The sequence below is a fragment of the Alkalihalobacillus sp. BA299 genome, from assembly GCF_017745675.1.
In the GTDB taxonomy this organism is placed as follows: domain Bacteria; phylum Bacillota; class Bacilli; order Bacillales; family Bacillaceae_F; genus Alkalihalobacterium.
Window position 1 is genome coordinate 96044 of the sequence record NZ_JAFLJM010000013.1, and the last position, 22570, is coordinate 118613.

General features: G+C 34.8%; 19 protein-coding genes and 1 pseudogene. 12 read left to right on the top strand and 8 right to left on the bottom strand.

The genetic code is table 11. The annotated features are described in order from the left end of the window. Window positions 1-24: 24 nt before the first annotated feature. Entirely contained in the window at window positions 25-1560 is a 1536-nt protein-coding gene (locus J0N78_RS17080) for a glycine betaine uptake BCCT transporter (protein WP_247747391.1), read from the bottom strand. 369 nt (window positions 1561-1929) lie between these two features. Here J0N78_RS17080 and J0N78_RS17085 point away from each other — a divergent pair, with 369 nt between their 5' ends. The 3 genes from J0N78_RS17085 (at window position 1930) to J0N78_RS17095 (ending at window position 4845) form a co-directional block, all read left to right on the top strand. Next, window positions 1930-2868, top strand: a complete 939-nt coding sequence (locus J0N78_RS17085; RefSeq protein ID WP_209124282.1) for a manganese-dependent inorganic pyrophosphatase — start codon at window positions 1930-1932, stop codon at window positions 2866-2868. A gap of 371 nt (window positions 2869-3239) precedes the next feature. Continuing rightward, window positions 3240-4406 carry an iron-containing alcohol dehydrogenase gene (locus J0N78_RS17090; protein WP_209124283.1) on the top strand — a complete coding sequence of 389 codons (1167 nt, stop codon included), beginning with the start codon at window positions 3240-3242 and terminating at the stop codon, window positions 4404-4406. Between the two features lie 37 nt (window positions 4407-4443). After that, window positions 4444-4845: an acyl-CoA thioesterase gene (locus J0N78_RS17095; RefSeq protein WP_209124284.1), complete on the top strand. Its 402-nt coding sequence runs from the start codon at window positions 4444-4446 to the stop codon at window positions 4843-4845. Window positions 4846-5100: 255 nt separating this feature from the next. Here the strand turns inward: J0N78_RS17095 and J0N78_RS17100 are convergent, their stop codons facing one another. The 3 genes from J0N78_RS17100 to J0N78_RS17110 all read right to left on the bottom strand — a co-directional run bounded on the left by J0N78_RS17100 (window position 5101) and on the right by J0N78_RS17110 (window position 8073). Continuing rightward, window positions 5101-6126, bottom strand: a complete 1026-nt coding sequence (locus tag J0N78_RS17100) for an AimR family lysis-lysogeny pheromone receptor (RefSeq protein ID WP_209124285.1) — start codon at window positions 6124-6126, stop codon at window positions 5101-5103. 265 nt (window positions 6127-6391) lie between these two features. Further along, window positions 6392-6832, bottom strand: a complete 441-nt coding sequence (locus J0N78_RS17105; RefSeq protein WP_209124286.1) for a cupredoxin domain-containing protein — start codon at window positions 6830-6832, stop codon at window positions 6392-6394. Between the two features lie 278 nt (window positions 6833-7110). Next, on the bottom strand, window positions 7111-8073 hold the full coding sequence (locus tag J0N78_RS17110; protein WP_209124287.1) for a DMT family transporter: 963 nt from the start codon (window positions 8071-8073) through the stop codon (window positions 7111-7113). Between the two features lie 144 nt (window positions 8074-8217). Here J0N78_RS17110 and J0N78_RS17115 point away from each other — a divergent pair, with 144 nt between their 5' ends. Together J0N78_RS17115 and J0N78_RS17120 are read left to right on the top strand one after the other, a co-directional pair. After that, window positions 8218-9282 (top strand): M42 family metallopeptidase, encoded by a 1065-nt coding sequence (locus J0N78_RS17115; protein WP_209124288.1) that lies wholly within the window; start codon window positions 8218-8220, stop codon window positions 9280-9282. A 168-nt stretch (window positions 9283-9450) separates the two neighbouring features. Further along, on the top strand, window positions 9451-9762 hold the full coding sequence (locus tag J0N78_RS17120; protein WP_209124289.1) for a DUF5634 family protein: 312 nt from the start codon (window positions 9451-9453) through the stop codon (window positions 9760-9762). A 154-nt stretch (window positions 9763-9916) separates the two neighbouring features. On the opposite strand, the gene trhA is transcribed toward J0N78_RS17120, so the two are convergent. Beyond that, the gene (gene trhA, locus J0N78_RS17125) at window positions 9917-10567 is read right to left on the bottom strand and encodes a PAQR family membrane homeostasis protein TrhA (protein WP_209124290.1); all 651 of its coding nucleotides are present in this window, start codon (window positions 10565-10567) and stop codon (window positions 9917-9919) included. A gap of 223 nt (window positions 10568-10790) precedes the next feature. Here trhA and J0N78_RS17130 point away from each other — a divergent pair, with 223 nt between their 5' ends. The 7 genes and pseudogenes from J0N78_RS17130 to J0N78_RS17160 all read left to right on the top strand — a co-directional run bounded on the left by J0N78_RS17130 (window position 10791) and on the right by J0N78_RS17160 (window position 17426). Further along, window positions 10791-11879 carry a D-alanine--D-alanine ligase family protein gene (locus tag J0N78_RS17130; RefSeq protein WP_209124291.1) on the top strand — a complete coding sequence of 363 codons (1089 nt, stop codon included), beginning with the start codon at window positions 10791-10793 and terminating at the stop codon, window positions 11877-11879. Window positions 11880-12046: 167 nt separating this feature from the next. Beyond that, window positions 12047-12259, top strand: coding sequence for a hypothetical protein (locus tag J0N78_RS17135; protein WP_209124342.1), 213 nt, complete (start codon window positions 12047-12049; stop codon window positions 12257-12259). A 172-nt stretch (window positions 12260-12431) separates the two neighbouring features. After that, window positions 12432-13349: a proline dehydrogenase family protein gene (locus J0N78_RS17140; protein ID WP_209124292.1), complete on the top strand. Its 918-nt coding sequence runs from the start codon at window positions 12432-12434 to the stop codon at window positions 13347-13349. 26 nt (window positions 13350-13375) lie between these two features. Beyond that, window positions 13376-13630 (top strand): annotated as a pseudogene (locus J0N78_RS17145) (aminotransferase class III-fold pyridoxal phosphate-dependent enzyme); the annotation flags it as partial. A gap of 324 nt (window positions 13631-13954) precedes the next feature. After that, window positions 13955-15202 carry a PucR family transcriptional regulator gene (locus J0N78_RS17150; protein WP_209124293.1) on the top strand — a complete coding sequence of 416 codons (1248 nt, stop codon included), beginning with the start codon at window positions 13955-13957 and terminating at the stop codon, window positions 15200-15202. Window positions 15203-15315: 113 nt separating this feature from the next. Further along, on the top strand, window positions 15316-16443 hold the full coding sequence (ald, locus tag J0N78_RS17155) for an alanine dehydrogenase (RefSeq protein WP_209124294.1): 1128 nt from the start codon (window positions 15316-15318) through the stop codon (window positions 16441-16443). Between the two features lie 233 nt (window positions 16444-16676). Then, on the top strand, window positions 16677-17426 hold the full coding sequence (locus J0N78_RS17160) for a glycerophosphodiester phosphodiesterase family protein (protein ID WP_209124295.1): 750 nt from the start codon (window positions 16677-16679) through the stop codon (window positions 17424-17426). A 64-nt stretch (window positions 17427-17490) separates the two neighbouring features. Here the strand turns inward: J0N78_RS17160 and J0N78_RS17165 are convergent, their stop codons facing one another. The 3 genes from J0N78_RS17165 to glgD all read right to left on the bottom strand — a co-directional run bounded on the left by J0N78_RS17165 (window position 17491) and on the right by glgD (window position 22560). Further along, entirely contained in the window at window positions 17491-19920 is a 2430-nt protein-coding gene (locus J0N78_RS17165; protein WP_209124296.1) for a glycogen/starch/alpha-glucan phosphorylase, read from the bottom strand. Window positions 19921-19934: 14 nt separating this feature from the next. After that, window positions 19935-21359 (bottom strand): glycogen synthase GlgA, encoded by a 1425-nt coding sequence (glgA, locus tag J0N78_RS17170; RefSeq protein WP_209124297.1) that lies wholly within the window; start codon window positions 21357-21359, stop codon window positions 19935-19937. A 94-nt stretch (window positions 21360-21453) separates the two neighbouring features. Next, a complete protein-coding gene (gene glgD, locus J0N78_RS17175) occupies window positions 21454-22560 on the bottom strand; it encodes a glucose-1-phosphate adenylyltransferase subunit GlgD (protein ID WP_209124298.1) in 1107 nt (368 codons plus the stop codon). Window positions 22561-22570: the final 10 nt, after the last annotated feature.

Sequence of the window (22570 nt, forward strand, 5' to 3'; positions counted from 1 at the left end):
ATTAGTTTTGGAACGATAATGTTGTTAACTGGCTGTTTTTTTTGACAACAGCTTCTCTTTTTTAGTTTGTTTAATTGATTTATCTGTATTTAGCTCTTGATTAAGAGCTTTTATTAATCCATAACTCATCACTAATACAATAAAAGTTAATGGTAGGGCGCTTACGATAATCGCTGTCTGCAACCCAGCTAAACCACCTGATGCCATTAATACCAGGGTAGAAGCAACTAAGATGACACCCCAGGTCACTTTGACACGGTTAGAAGGGTTTAGCTTTCCTCCAGTAGTTAGCATACCTAATACGAAGGTTGCAGAATCAGCAGATGTAACGAAAAACGTCGTAATTAATGCAATGGTTAAAATTGATAATAAAATGCCAAATGGTAATTGTTGGTACACAAAGAACAAAGCTGTTTCAAGACCTTGTCCAGAAACGTTTAATCCTTGAATTAGCTCTAAATATATGCCCGTTCCTCCAAATACAGTAAACCAAAGACCGCATACAAGTGATGGTACTAAAAGGACTGCTATCGTAAACTCACGAATCGTTCGACCTTTAGAAACACGGGCAATGAACATACCAACAAACGGTGTCCACGAAATCCACCAAGCCCAATAGAAGACTGTCCAGCTTTTAGTCCATGCTGATTCATTAGCATCAAATGGAGAAATACGTAACCCCATAAGAGTTACATTCTGCACATACGCACCTAAGCTTGTTGTAAACATATTGAGGAGGAACAAAGTAGGGCCAAGAATTAGCATAGTAAAGAATAATAACGTAGCAATGGACATATTTACGTTACTCAAATATTTAATTCCACGTGAAATTCCTGTGTTTGCTGAGATGATGAAAAGAATAGTGATAATCGCCATGATCACCATTTGTACCATAAAGTTATTAGGGATACCAATTAAGTATTCTAACCCTGCATTGATTTGCTGTGAGCCTAAACCAAGGGAGGCTGCTACACCAAACAATGTTGCAAAAACGGCTACGACATCAATCGTTTGACCGATGGGACCTTTCACCTTTTCACCAAGCACAGGATAAAGTGTTGCACTCATTAATCCAGGTGCTCCTTTATTAAATTTTTGATACGCCAGAGCTAACGCAACAATTGCATAAATAGCCCACGCATGTAAACCCCAGTGAAGCCATGTATAACGCATTCCTAAAATGGCGGATTGTTCGGTACTTCCATCTCCTAGTGGAGGGTTTGTAAAGTGGGCAATCGGTTCTGAAACTCCGTAGAATAAGAGTCCAATTCCCATCCCGGCAGAGAACAACATGGCAAACCAAGTAGGACGACTAAATTCAGGTTTGGCTTCCTGTTTCCCTAGCTTAATTTTTCCATATTTGCTGAAGATCATAAAAATCGTAAACCCGAGGAAAAATGTTGCGACTAACTGATAAAACCATCCGAATGATTCGAGAACAAAGCTTTGGGCAATTCCCATTGCCGTACTTAATTGATCAGGAATCAGCACACCTATTACTACAAAAATGGCAGCTATACCTACTGAAACTTTAAAAATCGACCTATCACTACTATCCAAATCATACACTTCCTTTACTTTTTAAGTTTTTTAAGAAAAATTTACAGACTAAATTATTAAATCATAATCTAGTAAAATATGAAAAAACGATACAAGTGGATATCTTGATAAATTAACTTATTACGAAATAAAATATGAATTTATCTTATAATCCTATAAAAATACTACAAAATAGGACGAAATTCTTCACAATCCTTTAATTAATCGGCAAGTTGCTTTAAAATCGAATGTTAATATCAGGTGATATTCATGTATATTTGAAATTTTGTGAGTGAAAGATACCGAGTATGTGATAAACTATAATTTGGGCAATCATTTGTATATGGAGTGGTTTCCTTTAATTTCTACTAACGACTAGGAGGATTAATAATGGAGAAAGTATTTGTTTTTGGACATAAAAATCCAGACACCGATTCAATTTGTTCTGCTATTGTTTACGCTGAATTAAAAAATAAACTTGGACTGAACGCTGAACCTGTTCGATTAGGTCAATTAAATGGAGAGACACAATTTGTGTTAGACCATTTTCAAGTAGAAGTTCCTCGCCTAGTGGAAAAAGTAGCGGGGGAAGTAGAAAGTGTTATCTTAGTAGACCATAATGAACGTCAACAAAGTGCAGATGATATCAATGAAGTTCGTGTACTTGAAGTTATTGACCATCACCGTATTGCAAATTTTGAAACAAGTGATCCATTGTATTATCGAGCTGAGCCAGTTGGTTGTACGACAACGATTTTAAATAAATTACATAAAGAGAATGGTGTAGAAGTAACTAAAGAAATGGCTGGATTAATGCTATCAGCGATTATTTCAGATACTTTATTATTAAAATCACCAACATGCACTGATCAAGATGTTGCAGCAGCTCGTGAATTAGCTGAGATTGCGGGAGTAGATTTAGAAAGCTACGGTTTAGAGATGTTAAAAGCGGGTGCGGACTTAAGTGAAAAGACAATTGCCGAACTGATTTCACTTGATGCAAAAGAATTTGAGATGGGTTCTAAAAAAGTTGAAATTGCTCAAGTGAATGTAGTAGATACGAATGATGTACTTGCACGTCAAGACGAACTAGAAGCAGCTTTAGAAAAAGTAGTTGCTGATAAAAACTTAGATCTATTCCTCTTTGTAGTGACTGATATCTTAAATAACGATTCAGTTGGTGTTGCTATAGGTGAAGCTACAAGTGCTGTGGAACAAGCATTTAACGTGAAACTAACTAATAACACAGCTACGTTAAAAGGTGTTGTATCTCGTAAAAAGCAAATCGTACCAGTTCTTACAACAACGTTAAGTAAAATTGAAGCATAATTTAACCGGTAAATTATATCGAATTACAATACTAGAGGCTGACTCATAAATAGATGAGACAGCCTCATTTTTTTAAGCTGTTTTCGTAAACTTTGTTGCTATTGGACCGTTTTTTGAACATAAATCAGCCCTAATGGACAAATTCATTTGTCCATCTGGCTGATTTATGTTCAAAGGCTTCACGTCAAAGCGTGAAGAACCAAGCTTTCGCTTGGTTAACGGTCCAATAGCTAAAAGCAACAATCTTTTAGAAAAGAGCCTTTTTTTATATCCTCTGTCTTATTCATATAAAATCACGTTTATTTTAAAGGATTTATTAAGATGGAAAGAGAAGAATATAGGAATAATTTACAAAATAAGGAGGACGCTTTTTGTATTCAAAACTTATATTTCCTGAATTAAGTTATGTAGGTGTTGGGGCTATTAATAATCTTTATAATGAAGTACAGAAATTAGGCGTAAGTAAAATTATTGTGATTACTGAAAAAAACTTAGTTGACCTTGGAATTTGTTCAAAAGCATTAGAATCCATCTCGTCATATACTATAGAAATTTACACTGATATTGTTCCAGAGCCACCACTTTCAACTGCTGAAAAATTAGTTGAACACATAAGAAATGGAAAATTTGAGTTAGTCATTGGTGTTGGCGGAGGAAGTGCTCTTGATTTAGCTAAATTAGGAGCAGTATTAGCCGGCAATGATGGTGAAGTGAAGGATTACTTAAATTTAACGGGCACCAAAACAATACAATATAAGGGATTGCCCAAGGTTATGATTCCAACAACAGCTGGTACAGGTTCTGAAGTAACAGACATTTCTGTATTATCTTTAGAAGGAACTAAAGATGTTGTGTCACATCCCTATTTATTATCAGATGTAGCGATCGTTGATCCACTTTTAACGATGTCTGTTCCCCCGAAAATAACTGCAGCTACAGGAATTGATGCCTTAACTCATGCAATTGAAGCGTACATTTCGGTCAATGCTAACGATATTACTGATGGCGTTGCGATAAAGGCAGTCGAACTTGTTGGACAGTCTTTGGTAACTGCGTTCTCAAATGGGGGTAATGAAAAAGCCAGAGAGCAAATGTGTACTGCTAGTTATATGGCGGGTCTTGCATTTTATAATGCCGGAGTAGGTGGTGTTCATGCGCTTGCTTATCCGCTTGGAAACCGATTTAAGTTACCGCACGGAGAGTCAAATGCGGTATTACTTCCTTATGTAATGCATTATATTCGAGAAGGTTGTCAAGAAAAGCTGACAGATATCTTTTTAAAATTAAGTCCAAAAGCTCAACCAATAGAAAGTAAGGAGCAAATGTCAAAAAGGTGTGTGGCTACACTTTTCAATCTTAATAAACAATTAAATCTTCCTACGAGTTTGAAAGAGTATGGTATTGAGAAGAAACATATTAGTTTGCTCACGGATGATGCAGTAAAGCAAACGAGATTATTAGCAAGAAGTCCAGTCGAATTAAAATGGGACGCCATCTATGAAATTTATTCAGCAGCATATGAAGGGTCACTATTGTAATCGTGTTAGAAGATGGAAACGATAGAGGTGTGTAAAAATGTTTGAAAAGATCATTGAGCCGCGTGTTTCAGAAACGGATGGAGCTGGACACATTAACAACACAACTATTCCAATTTGGTTTGAGTCAGGGAGAGATGATATCTTTCGATTGTTTACACCAGATTTATCATTTTCAAACTGGCGATGTGTTATCTTGAAAATGAATGTAGAGTACGTAAGTCAAATTTTCTATGGTAGACCAGTAATCGTGCAAACGTGGATTGCAAGAATAGGTAACTCTAGTTTTGAAGTGTATGAAGAAATAAAACAAGATGGGGTTGTTTGTGCAAAAGGCACCTCAACGTATGTTAATTTTAATTTTGAGACCCAAAAATCAGAGCCTATCCCTGAGGGAATTAAAAGAGTCTTATCTGAGCACATGTATGAGGAAGTACTATAATCCTTTTTTATTTGTTTGTTAATGACACTTTGAGTACAGATGACCGTGGCTATATAAAAATTAAGACGTAAAACAAAAAACAGAGGGTATCCTCTGTTTTTTGTTTTACGAAAGATCTGAACTTTGAATTCTAGGACTACCACTAGGGTCAGCAGTATCCACTAATGGTGAGCTGACTAATAGGGCTGAAAGTAAAAATAAACCACAAAGAAACTTTTTCATAAATATATTCTCCTTCTTGTTTGATGTTTATTGTTATACACGCAAAGCATCGAGAACTACTTTATTTACCCCGAGCTTTTTTAATTCTAGTAAAGGTAAGTTTCTATAGTAGTAATCTCCTGCTTTTTTAAAGTGTGTAACTGACTCATAATAGCGCTTTTCACTATTTTCTAGTAGACCTCTGTAATAATAATGGAACCCTAATTGAAAATCGTTAGAGATTTCTTGCTTTACTTCATTTAGGAGAGTTTCAGCTTCTTGAAAATCTTTAGTCTTTATTAAATAAAATGCATACCCTTGTTTTTCTTCTAGTGCATTATAAGGTGATGTTCTACTGAACTTTTCAGGCTTATTCCAATAACAATGAGCAAAGTTAATACTTCTTTGTGTATGTGTTAATTCAACATGATGTCTTAAATTCAGAAACTTCTCTTTTGATTTGTAAAGAAACTCCAAAGCAAAATCCATGCTAGACTGAATAAAGGAGTTACCTAAACTGCGAAAAGCAATACCTTTTGCTAGTTCGTTAACTTCATTATTAATAATTAGTTTCCCATAGTCTCTAGATAATTCTAATTGATTTAAGTGAACGTAAACTGATTGCATAATTAAATTGAATCTAGTAAGTAACGAACTTTTCATATAACTATCTTCTAATTGCTCTATTTCTTTACGTACTAGCTCACTCATACTTGATATCATTTCAAAGCTTTTTAAATCATAATAATTGTACAACTGAAGTACTTTCCTAAAAGTATTAATTTCCTTAGATTCAGTTCTTATGTATGTTAATGTACTAGTAGCCTCTATCAAGCTTAAATTTCCTTTGACCACCTCTCGATCAATTCGATAGACTTCAGCCCAATTTTGACTTTCTTCATTTTCACAAGCTGATAGTTTTTCTATTAAGTGATCTAGTACATCAATCATACTATTGTTTATGGCATATTCTAATGCAGTTCTTGCTAGGTGGGTGGTAGGGTCTAAATTAATTAATGCTTGTTTAATATCATCCGCTGAAGAAAGATATTCTACGATGTCTTGATTATTTTCAACCATCTCTATCAGCCCTTTTGATGTGTTTTTTTGGAATTATTCCACAAATTCAATATAACACCTTGATTTTATAGAAGTCAATGAAGTAGAAGTACTATTATCATGATATTGATAGAGAAAAATAGTATTCATATGGTATAGATTTAAAATAGATAAGCTTACATAAATTTGTAAAAAAAATAGGCTAACTCAGTAAAGATGTTGTTCTGTACATAGTTAAACATATGTATGTGAACACCTTTTTGAGACAGCCTATTTAACTTTATGGTTAGTCGACAATCAGATACGCAATCATAGGGCCACTGTGATCAATGTGAGCATGAGTTGTACAAATTAGACGATAAACACCTTTATCAGTGAAATGAAGGTTGAGGATAGTCTCCTCTCCTTTTTTTACAGTCCCTTTAATATCAGTTCCTTCGATGATGAAAGGATGTTCTTTTCCATTTACTCCATAAATTGACAACTTAACTTTTTTGTCTTTAGGAATATATATTGTACCAGGATCCCAACGATAAGATTCAATTTCCTTGCCATCTTCTGTTTTCGTTTTTATCTCGCTCGTAACCATATGGACTTCAAATTCCTTTGCAACTGATTGTGATCCTGCCTCAGTTGCCGCTCTTGAGTTAAAAAGATACCAACTGAATCCAATAAATAATACGGCAATGGCAAGAAAAAACCACTTCTTTTTAATAACAATCAACATACAAGCTGCCTCCTTTAAAATTATGCTTAGTACACTATATGCATTTAAGAGGGAGGAACTTGTCTATTTTTTTATTTTTTATTTTTTAAGGCTGTTTTCGTAAACTTTGTTGCTTTTGGACCGTTTTTTGAAAATAAAATAGGCTTTTCAAGACAAATTCATTTGTCTGAACGGCTATTTTATTTTCAAAACCTTCACGCTATGCGTGAAGAGCCAAGCATCCGCTTGGCTTACGGTCCAAAAGCTAAAAGCAACAATCTTTGAGAAAAGAGCCTTTTTTAAACTGCTTTTTTCAATTCATTTTGTTGTTTGTTTGACAGGATGCTATGCAACATCATACCAACCATAATAATGAATACACCAATTAAAGCTATGGTGTTTGGTACGGGGGAAGCTAACAATAAGATATCTCCTAACATAACAAAAATAACTTGAGTGGATTGTGTCGCTTCCACTGCTCCTAGTTTTTCTGGGGAGTGTCTTGTTAACTCAGTTGCAAAAAAGAATAATGAAGTTGCTATAACACCAGAACATATTGCTACAACAAAGGTTTGTTGTATTTGGGTCACACTTGGTGGTCCAACTGTAAGTAACCCATAACCAGCTAATAGTAACCAAAATGGCATACTAGCAATCGTCATTCCGAGTATACGTTGAAAGGTGTCTAATCGGCCACCACATACTTCCATCATTTTACGATTACCTAAAGGATAAGCAAAGGTTGCGATCATTACTGGGAAAAAGCCTAATAGTAAGATGTTTAAACTCGAATGCTTAAATTGTGTGCTTTGAATAAATAAAATCCCTATAAAAATAATAGAAGAGATCATTAGTGCTTTTGTTGGAATTTCATTTTTAACCTTTTTAAGACCGCTATCTGTTAGTACCATTTTAGAAAATAAAGGAGTTAGAAGCAAACCAGCGATAATCGTGAACTGCCAAGTCCCAGCAATCAGCCAACTTGGACCATAGGCTGCTGCATATGTAATAGGTCCATAAAAAAGAACGAATCCTACGAAACTCCATAGCAACCATACACTTATATTTTGTTTCATTTCAAAGAATAGCTGCTTTACATTCCTTCTAAAAAATACAATTAAAAAAAAGAAAGGTAGCATGAAGAGAAAGCGTAAAGACGCACTCCAGATCCAGCTTCCACCTGTGAGTTCCATTGAGCGGTTTAGAATAAATGTGAAGGCAAAAAAGAAAGAAGCTAGGATTCCAATTAAAATACCTTTCATAATGACACCACCTTAACAGAATATAATATAACAAACATTATGTATATTATATTATACATAACTTTCAAAAAAATAAAATGAATAATATGGTATAATTTATAATCATTCGTGTTCCTAAATAATATTTAAAGTGAGGGTATGGCAATGTACGAACTATTAAAAACATTAACTTCATTACATGGTCCTTGCGGTTACGAGCAACCGGTAGCTAAGTGGATAAAAAATACAATTGAAGATGTCGTTGACGAAGTAAAGGTCGATGGGTTAGGCAATGTTATTGCGTATAAAAAAGGAGCTACTCCTGGTCCTAAAGCGATAATTACTGCACATATGGATGAGATCGGTTTTATTGTAAAAAAAATCGAAAGCAACGGTTTAATTCGTTTTGAAAAATTAGGAGGACATGATGACCGAATATTACTTGCGCAAAAAGTTCAAGTTCGAACAAAATCTGGGTTACTTACAGGGGTAATTGGGACGATCTCAGCCCATTTTGCCAAGTTTGATGATCCCAAAAAAGTTCGCAACCATAGGCAGCTATACATAGATATTGGAGCAACATCAAAGGGAGGTGCAGAAGAGTTAGGGGTAGAGGTAGGCAATCCAATTACATGGGCACCATCTATAGAGTTTCTAGGGAATGAGCATACAGGCAGAGTGGTTGGTAAAGGCTTTGATGATCGTGCTGGATGTGCGGTTATCATTAAGACACTTCAAGATCTACAACGAGCTAACTTCACTGGAGAGGTTATTGCTATTTTTACTGTTCAAGAGGAGGTAGGACTCCGTGGTGCACAAGTGGCTGCAAGACAAGTAGAAGCAGATGTAGCGATAGCGATTGATACGACTGCAGTGAGTGATACTCCAGAAGAAACGATGGACCAAACGCTTCATTTAGGTCGAGGAACTGGGGTAAAAATTATTGATTTTAGCTTAATTTCTCATCCGAAGGTCAAAGAAAACCTACTTTATCTTGCAAAAGAAAAAAACATCCCATTTCAACATGAAGTATTTCCAGGGATTGGAACTGATGGAGGGGCAGTTAGTTTAGCGAATAAAGGTATTCCTACTGGTGTGTTGTCGATTCCTTCAAGGTATGCTCATTCACCTGTTGAAGTGATCGATCTTGCTGATTTAGAGGTAACTCAAGAACTATTAAAAGCGTTTATTTTATCAATGAAAGCAGATACTGAATTTTCATTTATTTAGGAAATATCTACTGTTTTAGGGGAAAAGGAGTAGGAGTATGAACAGTATCATAATTAAAGAGTTACACTAAACTCCTAATGTGCCTCATTTCTTTGAAGGGGATATTAATAAAATTATGGAGATTGAAACATATTAAGACTATAAATGAAACGGTAAAGGGGTTTAGTGATGGAGTATTTATCTCGTGATGAAATATTAGAGGAAATGAATCAATCTTTAAGGCCAATTATGGAAAAATATGAAGTTGAAGATATCGGGATTTTTGAAGAACAAGGAGAAGGTAACCATTATTACATTGGGTATACGATTAGAAAAGACGGAGAAGTTTTTATGACACATACTCCTTTTGTGAGAAATGAAGAGGGACTCTTTAGACCAGAAAAAAATGAGTGGATCATTGAAACTGATAATGGCGACTTAAGAGGTTTTTCATCACTTGATGATGTTTTTGAGGAAATGAGTAAAGGACTAGAGCATTAGAATGTTGTAAAAATGAAGCTGTGATACCTTAACTCGTTCAGTTAAGATATATTGTTGGTAATGGGCAACTTTCATAATCAAGAAAATGCTCATAATGACCCATATAAATAAATAAAAATAAGAAGAGGTTGATCATTATCAGCCTCTTCTTATTTCAAATAGTTATAGGTAATACATACTTTATAACAGCAAAAAAATGGGCTATCGACCCTGCTAAGACGAATAAATGCCATACTGCATGGTGGAACTGAAATCCTCGCCATACATAGAAAACAGTACCAACAGTATAAAAAATACCTCCTAAAATTAACAGCATGATCCCTTCAGAAGGAAGGGTATGTGCCAGTGGCTTCCATGCAATGACTATAATCCATCCCATTGCAATGTAAAGGATAGTTGATAAATATAAAAATTTTTTTGTAAAAAAGGATTTAAATACAACTCCGACGATGGCTAGTCCCCAAACTATAGAAAGTAATGTCCAGCCGAGAGCGCCATTTAATACAACTAACGTGAATGGAGTGTATGTGCCAGCAATAAATAAGTAGATAGCTGAGTGGTCAAAAATTTCAAATAAATCTTTAACTTTTCCTTTAGGGAAACTGTGAACTAATGTTGAAGAAACATAAAGAAGGATCATCGTTGCCCCGTAAATGGAGAAGCTAACAGTATGCCATGCAGACCCTTGATTGACTGAGAAAATGATAAGGAAAACGAGCGCAGTAATACTTAATAATACGCCAATACCATGTGTAATGGCATTAACGATTTCTTCCCTCAATGTAAACGTATGTGTTTTAGCCAATTATTTACACCCTCTCCTAAACTTTATACCATAGTTTACATTATACAATAAATTAGGATGGAAATGGTGAATAAGAGGTTAACTTAAACGGTTTAAAAATAACAAAGTTCGCGAAAAATAACTTTTAAAAAAATTATTTTCAAACTAATTTTCATATTGCTTCTTGGTTTAGATCTGAGTATAATTTTCTTATTTAAATAACATTTGGAATGGGGAATAGGAATTGACGACGCAAAGAATTTTATTCGTCTATAATTGGGTACCTGATGAGGAAAGAACAGAGGCATTTCGTGAATGTGCTTCTACAAAAACCATTCATCAATTAACAGAAATTTTTCAGTCTTATCAAATGGAAGTAATTCCTCTAAATCTATTTAATAAAGAGCAATTAACAGAAGCGATTGGTAATTCTAGACCAGATGTAGCTTTTGTAATTGCGGAAGGATTCTTGGGTGAACCAGAAAGTTTGTATGATGGATCAGGTGCATTAAGTATTCGAGAGGTACTAGAAACGCATGAAGTACCGTATTCACATTCCAATGTTGAAACGATGGAAGCATGTCGGAATAAAGATATAACCTATGAAAAATTAGGGCAAAAAGATATTTCTATTCCACGTTTCTTTGTTTTTAATGAGAGACAGGCAGACGTAGAAAATATAGAACGTGTTGAATATGTCGTTGGTTTCCCAGTATTTCTTAAGCCGTGTGGTGGAGGATGTAGTATTGGCATTGATGAGAAATCGATTGTTAGGAATCGCAGCGAATTAGTATATAAACTAGAGCAATTACGTAATTTGATTGGTGACCAACCAATCCTTGCTGAAACCTATTTGCCAGGTCGAGAATACACAGTCGGGGTTATCGGAAATGGGGTACCGCATGTTTTACCTATAATTGCTTTTCCAGAAGCATTTAACGTTCGAAGTCAAGAAGTTAAAAAGGTTGAACATCAATCGAGAAGTGAGTTTGAAATTATTTCTACAACGTCTTCTGTTGGGGCAAAAATAAAAGATACTGCGATGCAAGTATTTCAAGCACTCGGAGGGCGAGATCTTATTCGCTTAGATTTAAGAGAAGGAGAAGATGGAAAAGTATACGTTATTGATGTCAATGGGACACCCTCTTTATCGATAACAGGTTCACTTTCTTTTATGGCTGAAAATAGCCATGTTGTTTATCATGAATTTATTGCATATTTCTTATATGTAACGTTAGTAAGGTATAGCTTACCAATTAATGACCAATTAAACGAAACAGCTATGAAAGTGAATTCGTATTTACAGGGCATTTTTGAAAACCAAACAGCATAATTAAATAACAATGGAGGCTGACGAAATAAGTCAGTCTCTATTGTTATTTGTTAAGCATTAATCTAATACATATTTCTATCTTTTTTAGAAACGATAAGTAATGGTAAAAAGTCTACAAAAACAGCTATAAAAAAAGACATTAACTATTTTGGAGGTGCAAGTAAAAAGTGAAACGGAAAAATTTTGCTGAAAATAAGCCGACTTTAACGAATAGCCCAGAGCAGGAGGAATATACGATACGTTCTGATGTAAGTAGCTATGCACCACAGAGTACAAATGCTTATTATGCAGGTGACTCAGTTAATGAACACAAAGAGCAAGAAGAAGCAAATCAAGGCATAGCAGGTGAAGAAATAAAACAACAAAACGAAAACCTCTAAAGGGCAGACGCTTTACTCCATTAAGGTGACTGACATCTTTAATGGAGTAAAGTGTAAAATAATGCAAGCACCAATTCGTTTAATATACATAATGAAATCCGTGTCGCAATAAATATAATGGTAAATAGAATCTTACGAAAATACGGAACAACAGAAGTAAGGGGTTTTGCATATGGTCCATGTAATACTTAGAAACTTCTTTTTGTTCTTATCTAAAAATCAACTATTAAATCATAGTGCTAGAAAATGGGGGCTTAAGTTAGGAGCATCTCAAGTTGTAGCTGGAGAAACAATTTCTCAAGCGATCAAGGTAGTTCGTCAGTTAAATGAGAAAGGCTTAATTTGTACAGTTGATCACTTAGGAGAGTTTGTCCAAACGAAAGAAGAGGCCATTCAATCGACCAATTATTGTATCCGTACATTAAATGCGATTACTAAGACAGGTGTTAACTGTAATCTTTCTTTAAAACTTACTCAACTTGGCTTAGATGTAGATAAACAATTATGCTATGAAAATTTGAAAAACATTTTATCAACTGCAAAGAGGCATAATATTTTTGTTCGAATAGATATGGAAAACTTTGTGCATTGTCAGCCAACGCTAGAACTTCTAGAAGAGCTTCGCAAAGATTATAATGGGCTAGTAGGAACTGCAATACAAGCTTATTTATACCGTGCAATAGACGATGTAAATAACTTAAAAGGAGTAAATCTTCGTCTTGTTAAAGGTGCCTATAGAGAGTCAGCTAAAGCCGCTTATCAAAAAAAGGAAGAAATTGATGCAAACTTTTTAAAAATTATTAAACAACATTTACGAAATGGTAGTTATACAGCAGTTGCAACTCATGACCATATGATTATTCAGAATGTCAAAGAATTTTGTAAACAAGAACAGATCGCCAAAAGTCAATTTGAATTTCAAATGCTATATGGTTTTCGGACCGATTTGCAAGAAGAAATTGCAAAAGAAGGATACACGATGAGAGTATATGTACCTTATGGGAATGATTGGTTTGGCTATTTTATGAGAAGGTTAGCGGAACGTCCACAAAATGTGTCATTTGCGTTAAGAGGGTTGTTCTCAAGGTGAATTTAAATGCACAACCTACTTCATAAGAAGGATTTTTATCAAAAGCTTTTGAACTTTGTAAACAAGAAAATGTATTATTCGTTGCTGATGAAATTCAAACAGGCTTAGGAAGAACAGGTAAATGGTTTGCGTGTGATTGGGAAAAAGTTGATCCAGATATGTATATTTTAGGAAAAGCACTTGGTGGAGATGTAATGCCAATTTCAGCAGTTTCAGCGGATAAAAATATATTAGGAGTATTCAACCCAGGTTCGCACGGATCAACTTTTGGAGTTAACCCATGAAAAGGTTATTCGTTTTGCACCTCCGCTCATTATTACGTAAGAAGAGTTAGATTGGGCATTAGAGCGTGTTAGGTCTGTTTTTAAAACGTCCTAATCGCTTGTTTACTTCAGATGGACAAGCTATTATACCTTTTTTTACGTTAGAATAAAACGTATCGGAGTGAGCGGAACGTTGTACTCTACTAAATATATATTATGGGAAACTTTCGAGTTACTATTGTTTCTAGCATATTTACTATTAATTCCGTTCTTTATCTAGTTAGTAGGTAAAGATTTCGGTACAATAGGAATAAAGATGTCAAAGAAACAAGGGGATACAAAATGAGTAGAAACAACTCAAAAAAAAGTGAGTTAAAGGTAGCTTTTAATAATTTACAAGAAGTAGTAGATAAAATAAGTGAGCTGCTTCACTGCCCTGTCACATTAGAGGATGAAACACATCGATTAATTACGTATAGTAAGCACGATATTCATACAGATCCTGCAAGATTAGAAACGATTATAAGTCGGCAAGTGCCGTTTAAAGTAACACAACGCTTATGGAAACAAGGAATTATTCAGAAGCTAAATGAAAATAGTCACCCCATTCGTATAAATGCGATTCAAGATATTGGATTAGGGAATCGTGTCGCGATTTCAATACGCCAGAAAGATGACGTTTTAGGCTATATTTGGGTTATCGAAATGGAAAATACATTAGACGAAAATGGTTTCGAGCTATTAAAAGAGGCAGCACAAACGCTTCGAATGTTTTTAGTTAAGCATCGACTACAACAGCGGAAGGAAACAGAAGGGCAGCAACGTTTCTTTTGGCGATTAATAAATAATAGTTATCAAAAGAAAGAGGATATTACTGCAGGTTTTAATAAGCTTCAAATTGAAATTCCAGAGCGTTTTTCGATTGCAATTTTTCGTTTCTCAACACGGATAACTTCTAGACAGGAACAACAGTTTATTACTTATCTTCATGCAAGTCATGATTTGGAGATGGTTTTTTATCATATTGATCAATTTGATTTTACAATATTACTTTCACCTAAGCATGAACAAATTACGATACAAAAGCTATCTCAAATCATTGAAGACATTGTAAATTCCTTTAGTGGAAAAGGTAAAACGCCAATAAATGTAGTCGGTAGTTGTAGTCATTTTTTCACAAGGATCGAGCGTATCGACAAAGCATATCGAGAAGCCTTAACGGTTATGGATTTAAAAGAAACGTATACGAGTGAGTTAACATCTGTTAATGGTTATTGGGAATTAGGAATTTTTAAGTACCTTGATATTATCATGGAGAGAAAAAAAGAAGATAGTATTGATTGCTTGCCGATTGCATTCTTAACTGAATACGATAAAAAAAATCAAACGGACTTGTTAGAAACATTAGAAGTATTTTTAAATACAGATGGAAATGTAAATGATGCTTCTAAGGTGCTACATGTACATCCCAATACACTAAATTATCGAATGAAACGAATCATTGAATTAACGGGAATACGGCTTAAAGATCCAAAGGTTAAGCTAGATTTATATTTAGAATTTAAAATAAGAAGATGGATGGGTAAGTAACTTTGTAAAAATACACAAAGATGCTTGCTCTTTTTTTATGAGATACACAAAGCAAATACGCTTCTTAATGTATATACTTTATATAAATAATTCAATTATAGGAGGCATGTCCAATGATTATCGGCGTTCCTACAGAGATAAAAAATAACGAAAATCGTGTAGCTTTAACACCAGCCGGAGTTGTTACCTTAACTAACGCTGGTCACCAAGTGTTAATTGAAGATCATGCAGGGATTGGTAGCGGATTTACTAACGAAGATTATATTGCAGCTGGAGCGCAAATTGTTGCTTCTGCTAAAGAAGTGTGGAACCAAGCGGAAATGGTGATGAAAGTGAAAGAGCCGCTTCCATCAGAATATGGATATTTCCGAAAAGGATTAATATTATTTACGTATTTACATTTAGCTGCAGAGCCTAGTTTAGCGAAAGCATTGGCAGAAAATGAAGTAACGGCTATTGCTTATGAAACTGTAGAGGTGAATCGTACACTTCCATTACTAACACCAATGAGCGAAGTTGCAGGAAGAATGGCAGCACAAATTGGCGCGCAATTCCTTGAAAAACCTAAGGGTGGTAAAGGAATTTTACTTTCTGGTGTTCCTGGTGTGAAACGAGGTAAAGTAACGATTATTGGTGGTGGAGTAGTAGGTACGAATGCTGCCAAAATTGCGATTGGCCTAGGAGCAGAGGTAACGATTATTGACTTAAGCCCTGAGCGTTTACGCCAACTTGACGATATTTTTGGTAACTCTATTCAAACATTAATCTCTAATCCATTTAATATTGCTGAAGCTGTAAAAGAAAGTGACCTTGTTATTGGGGCAGTTCTTATTCCTGGTGCAAAAGCACCAAAGCTTGTTACAGAAGAGATGACCCAATCGATGTCACCAGGTTCAGTAGTAGTTGATGTTGCGATCGACCAAGGTGGTATTATAGAAACGGTTGATCAAATTACTACACATGATAATCCAACATATGTTAAGCATGGCGTTGTTCATTATGCAGTTGCGAATATGCCAGGTGCCGTACCGCGTACATCAACGATTGCCTTAACAAATGTTACTGTACCTTACGCCTTACAAATTGCTAACAAAGGTGTTCAAAAAGCCATTTCAGAAAATACGGCATTAAAGTTAGGTGTGAATGTCGCAAATGGTGCCATCACATATGAAGCAGTAGCAAATGCATTAAATATGCCTTATGTTTCAGTTGAAAAAGCGCTAACTGAAGTGACGGCTTAATTAAATCTTGTTTTCCCGAAAATGTTAAAATAGAAATAACCAAGGAAAAGCCAATTGCGGTTTTTCCTTGGTTATTCTTTGATGCACTATATTACAGCAGGAGTGTGGAAGATACAAATCATAATTATTAAATTAAAAATTTAAATATGATTCACCGATAATTAATATAATTTTAAAGATACTATGCTATCTTTTTACTATACATCAAATTTACAAAAAAGTAGGTGATGCAGATGAAAAATCTACATACTGAGGTCATTGCACATCGAGGGCTTTCTGGACTTTACCCGGAGAACACAATGAGTGCTTTTAAAGCAGCAGCAAAACTCGAAATTGATGGAATTGAAATGGATGTGCAGTTGACAAAAGATAAGGTGCCTGTCATTATTCATGATGCAACGTTAGGGCGAACGACAGAAGGGCAAGGAATGGTGTGTGATCACACACTTAAGCAAATAAAGTCGTATAGTGCAGGGGCCTGGTATAGTGAGAAATACCGCCAGGAAAGAGTTCCAACATTAGAGGAAGTGTTCTTATGGGCTCAAGGGTTTACATTTAAGCTTAATTTAGAATTAAAAGGTTCTGCTAAGCAACGAGAAGAGCTTTGGAAAAATGTAAAACAGTTAATAGATAAATATGAAATGAGAGAAAGGATTTTTATTTCTTCTTTTGACCATGTGTTAATAGCAAACATAATAAAAGAAGACCCAACTATTGAAACTGCAATCATTGTTATATCAGGAATGTATAAACCATTATCTTATATTCAATCGATTGGTACAAAGAGCTTTCACTACTTTTACCCATTAATGATAAAGGAAGATGTTGACCCATTAATACAAGCTGGTATTGACGTAAGGTCGTATACGATTAATGAAGCTGAAATGATCGAATCAGCGTTTCAACTCGGTATCCAAGGAATTTTTACAGATTATCCGCATATTGCTTTAAAAATAAAAGATGATATGTTAAAAGAAGAATAATTAGAAGAGGCAGACGATAAAGTGTCTGCCTCTTTAATAATAGTAGATTGATAGGTTATAGCAATTAAACTCGTACAGGGCTAAGGTGCCAAATTTCACTAGCATATTCTGAAATTGTGCGGTCGCTAGAAAACTTACCTGAGTGAGCAATATTTGTTATACTTTTCTTTAACCAATTACGTTGATTCCGATAATTTTGATCTACCATTTCTTGAGCTTCAACATAGCTATCGAAGTCTTTTAAAACAAAGTACTCATCATTGTTTGAAAGAATATTATAATAGATATCTTTAAATTCATATTCATCTTTATTAAAGAAGCCATTTACTAATTGATCAAGTATTGTTCGAATACGATGATCAGTATTATAAATATATCTAGCATTATATCCACCATATTGGTAATAATTTAATACTTCCTCAGCAGTTAACCCAAATATGAAGATATTTTCTTCACCGACCATTTCTTTAATTTCGACATTTGCTCCATCTAATGTTCCAAGAGTTAATGCACCATTCATCATTAATTTCATATTACCTGTTCCGGAAGCTTCTTTACTTGCTGTTGAAATTTGTTGACTAACATCTGCAGCAGGAATAATTTTTTCCGCAAGAGAAACACTATAGTTTTCAAGGAATACGACCTTTAATTTACTGTTAACCAATGGATCGGTATTAATCATATTTGCTGCTGTGACAATAAGATTAATGACTTCTTTGGCAAAATAATAGCTTGGAGCAGCTTTTGCGCCAAAAATAAAAGTCCGAGGGGTAATATCTAAATTTGGATTTTCTCTTAGTACATTATATAAATGTATAATGTGGAAAATATTCATTAGCTGGCGCTTATAACCATGTAGCCGTTTAATTTGCACATCAAAGATTGAATGTTCGTCAACAGTAACATTACAGCGTTCTTTAATTAATTTTGCTAATGTCCTTTTATTGTCTTGCTTAACATTACTTACTTTTTGTTGAAAAGCTGAATCAGAAGCATATTTTAGCAAACCAATAAGTTCCTTTGGTTGGCTGATCCACCTTTTCCCAATGGTATCTGTAATTAATTCAGCTAAATTTGGATTGGCATTCATTAGCCAGCGCCTGTGGGTAATTCCATTCGTTTTATTATTATATTTATTAGGAAAAACAGTATAGAAGTTTTTCATTTCTTTTGCTTTTAAGATATCTGTATGAATTTTAGCTACTCCGTTTACACTGTAGCTCCCAACAATAGCTAAATGAGCCATATGAACTTGTTCATAAGCGATAATGGCCATTTGTGGAATCTTTTCACGAAGCTCTGGGAAATCAAACCACAACATTTGGCAAAAACGTTCATTAATTTCCTCAATAATCATATAGATTCGTGGAATGAGTTGTTGAACTAATGATACAGGCCATTTTTCTAGTGCTTCACTTAACGTCGTATGGTTTGTATAAGCAACTGTTTGTGTAGTAATATTCCATGCTTCATCCCATCCAAATTCTTCTTCATCAATTAAAATCCTCATTAGTTCTGGGACGACTAAGCTTGGATGTGTATCATTGATTTGCAGTGTAATTTTTTCTGGTAGTTTTCTTAAGTCATTGTTGTATTTCTCCTTAAACATTTTAATGATGCTTTGAACCCCAGCTGATACTAAAAAATATTGTTGTTTAAGTCGAAGTAGTTTTCCTTCAAAATAGGAATCATCAGGATAGAGAAATTCAGATATTGACTCAATGGACCGTTTATATTCTAGGTACTTATAATAATCATTTCGATTGGAAGAATGGAAGTTAAAATCATTTGTAGTTGATTCTGCACTCCATAAACGTAGTGTATTTACCGTTTGATTTTCAAAGCCGACAATAGGTACATCATAAGGAATAGCCATAACAGTTTCGTAATCGGTGTGATGAAATGCTAATTTTCCATCGACGATTTCAGGACTTACTTTTCCCCCAAAACGTACTCCGATTGCTTTGTCAGACCGACGTACTTCCCAAACATAGTCTTCTTCTAACCAATAATCTGGGAGTTCCACTTGATGTCCATTTATTAGTTTTTGTTGAAACAATCCATATTTATATCGAATTCCTACACCATGACCTGGAAGTTCGAGCGAAGCTAGTGAATCCAAAAAACACGCTGCGAGCCGACCTAAACCACCGTTGCCTAGGCCAGCATCATGCTCTTGTTCAAAAATATGCTGAGCATTAATACCTAATTCCAATAGTGCATCTCTAACGGTTGTTAGCGTCCCAGTATTAAGTAAATTGCTTTCTAATAATCTTCCTAATAAAAACTCCATTGAAAAATAGTAAACTTGCTTCTCTTCATTTTTCAAATACCGTTGGTTTGTCGTAATCCACTTTTTATTTATTCTCTCTTTCACGAGCATTCCGATAGTTTGGTAAATTTCCATTGGGGTAGCATCTTCTAGGACTTTGCCAAACTTTGTTGCTAAATTATCAATAAAAGCAGCTTTAAACGATTCTTTACTTGAAAACATACACTCTCCACTCCTTAAACCTTTAAGGTTTTCATATACAGATCTGTATAACGTTTGGCCGAATGTTCCCATGAGTAATTTGATTGATAGACATTTTCTAGTAACTGAGACCAATGCTCTTTGTTATTGTAAAATTTGACCGCCCGCTTTATTGTAAATAACATGTCGTGTGCATTGTAATTGCTAAAGCTGAATCCGTTTCCTTCGCTAGTAAATTCATTATAAGGTTGAATTGTGTCTTTGAGTCCACCTGTTTCTCTTACAATTGGCACACTTTCATATCTTAAGGCGATAAGTTGGCCAATTCCACAAGGCTCAAAGCGAGAAGGCATTAAGAATAAATCTGAAGCTGCATAAATTTTTCTAGCTAAAGGTTCACTAAATGTTACACTGGTAGAAACTTTTTCTGGAAAACGGTAAGCGGCTTCTTTAAATGCATGTTCAAATTCATGATCTCCAGTACCTAATATGACGAGCTGGATATCTAGTGAAAGTAGTTCTTCTAATACATGACGAATGAGCGGAAAGCCTTTCTGCTCAACAAAGCGACTGACAATTGCAATCATCGGGATATCTTCCGCTTTGGGGAGCCCTAATTCTTCTTGTAGGAGTCGTTTATTGACCATTTTATCGATAGTTGAATATTTAAAGTTTTTAAAAATATACGGATCGGTTTCAGGATTATATTCCTCGTAATCCACACCGTTAACAATTCCGTGCAAATCTTCATTTCGATAAGTTAATATACCTTCTAAATTTTCACCAAAATAAGGATATTGAATTTCATTGGAATACGTTTCACTAACGGTGGTTAATACATCGGAGTGTATTAAAGCTGCTTTCATAAAATTAATACATCCGTTGAATTCAATACCAAAATAGTGATCATCAGAAAAATTTAGAAGATCATGAAAGATGGTTGCTGGATATATTCCTTGATACATTAGGTTATGAATCGTAAAGACCGTTTTTAGTTCACGATAAAACGGTTGATATGTATACATTGTTTTAATGTAGGCTGGAATTAGCCCAGTCTGCCAATCATGACAATGAAGAACTTGCGGCTTTTCTTCTAAATAAGGGAGAAAATCAATTACGGCATGATTAAAAAAGGCAAAACGTTCACCATCATCATAATGCCCATAAAGTCCATTTCTCTTAAAGTAGTATTCATTATCAATGAAATAATACGTAATATCATTTTGATCTAATTTAAATAATCCGCAATACTGCTTTCTCCAACCAACATGTATTGTTAATGTTTTTATTAATTTCATTTCCTGTTTATATTCTTCAGGAATATCACTGTATTTCGGTAGCATAATGGATACATTGACACCAGTTTTTTTTAAGGAGGAAGGCAGAGAGCCGATAACATCGGCCAATCCGCCTGTCTTAATAAATGGTGTGCATTCTGATGCAATGAAGAGTACGTTCAATTTTTCCACTCCTTATAGGTGTTGCTCAATAAGTTCGGGATATATTCTGTCGATCTTTTCGGATCTTTGTGTCCCCCTTATTAAACAGAAATGATTATATTACTTTACGCTTTGCAACAACATATGGTTGTTCACTACAACCAACGAGTGTTCGATCAACGGATAGAACCACATCTTTATCAAGTATGACATTTTCAAGTAAACTATTCTCTTTAATATCACACCGCTGCATGACAATTGAGTTTCTTATGGTTGTTCCTTTTTCTACATGAACTCCTCGAAATAATATACTGTTTTCAACTGTTCCTTCAATAACGCACCCATTAGCGATTAAAGAATTTTTTACAGAAGAGCCTTTTAAATATTTTGCAGGAGATTCATCTTTTACCTTTGTATAAATGAGGTTTTCATTAAAGAAAAGGTTACGATAAATTTTAGGGTCTAGTAAAGACATACTATGTTTATAATAACTTTCTAGAGAATTGATTACCGCTAAGTAACCGTGATAGGAGTATCCCATCACTTTAAGTTGATCTAAATTTTGGATAATACCATCTCGAAAGAAGTTATCCATACGACGGGCAATACAATGATCAACAATATCCATTAACAGCTTTTTATGGATAATCATCATGTCTAAAGAAACGTAGTGATTGAAATGATCATTCGTAATAGCGGTAATTCTACCGGTATCATCCATTTCAATTTTGTGACATTGTTTATGCTCTTCCTCAAGGTTAGGAACAGGCTTATAGATAACTGTTACATCTGCTCCTGTTTCTAAATGATACTTAAAAGCATGATTATAATCAATATTGCAAACATTTTGACTACCTGTAATTAAAACATATTGAGAAATGCCTCTATCGAAGAAATCTCGGTTATTGTGAAAATGTTGCAGATCACCTTGAGAAATGTCAGAAGGGTCATTCCAATCCGGAGGCAGGATAAACAATCCACCTCGTTTCCGATCTAGGTCCCAAGCAGCCCCAGTGCCTAGGTGGTCCATAAGCGAGCGATATTTTCTTCTTGTAAAAACCGCTGTGTCACTGATCTTAGCATTGGTCATATTTGATAAAACAAAATCTATTAAGCGATATCTTCCACCAAACGGAACTGCAGCTCCGCAGCGAAAATAAGTTAACTCATTTAATAAATCTAATTCACTATCTAAATTTATTACACCCATCATTGAATCCATTCAAAAATTC

Excerpts from the sequence above, each read along its gene's own strand:
- J0N78_RS17140 (WP_209124292.1), top strand. The coding sequence starts at position 12,432 with ATGGTCCATGTAATACTTAGAAACTTCTTTTTGTTCTTATCTAAAAAT.
- glgD (WP_209124298.1), bottom strand. The coding sequence starts at position 22,560 with ATGGATTCAATGATGGGTGTAATAAATTTAGATAGTGAATTAGATTTA.
- J0N78_RS17105 (WP_209124286.1), bottom strand. The coding sequence starts at position 6,832 with ATGTTGATTGTTATTAAAAAGAAGTGGTTTTTTCTTGCCATTGCCGTA.
- J0N78_RS17110 (WP_209124287.1), bottom strand. The coding sequence starts at position 8,073 with ATGAAAGGTATTTTAATTGGAATCCTAGCTTCTTTCTTTTTTGCCTTC.
- J0N78_RS17100 (WP_209124285.1), bottom strand. The coding sequence starts at position 6,126 with ATGGTTGAAAATAATCAAGACATCGTAGAATATCTTTCTTCAGCGGAT.
- J0N78_RS17085 (WP_209124282.1), top strand. The coding sequence starts at position 1,930 with ATGGAGAAAGTATTTGTTTTTGGACATAAAAATCCAGACACCGATTCA.
- ald (WP_209124294.1), top strand. The coding sequence starts at position 15,316 with ATGATTATCGGCGTTCCTACAGAGATAAAAAATAACGAAAATCGTGTA.
- J0N78_RS17095 (WP_209124284.1), top strand. The coding sequence starts at position 4,444 with ATGTTTGAAAAGATCATTGAGCCGCGTGTTTCAGAAACGGATGGAGCT.
- J0N78_RS17115 (WP_209124288.1), top strand. The coding sequence starts at position 8,218 with ATGTACGAACTATTAAAAACATTAACTTCATTACATGGTCCTTGCGGT.
- J0N78_RS17165 (WP_209124296.1), bottom strand. The coding sequence starts at position 19,920 with ATGTTTTCAAGTAAAGAATCGTTTAAAGCTGCTTTTATTGATAATTTA.
- J0N78_RS17150 (WP_209124293.1), top strand. The coding sequence starts at position 13,955 with ATGAGTAGAAACAACTCAAAAAAAAGTGAGTTAAAGGTAGCTTTTAAT.
- J0N78_RS17120 (WP_209124289.1), top strand. The coding sequence starts at position 9,451 with ATGGAGTATTTATCTCGTGATGAAATATTAGAGGAAATGAATCAATCT.
- J0N78_RS17160 (WP_209124295.1), top strand. The coding sequence starts at position 16,677 with ATGAAAAATCTACATACTGAGGTCATTGCACATCGAGGGCTTTCTGGA.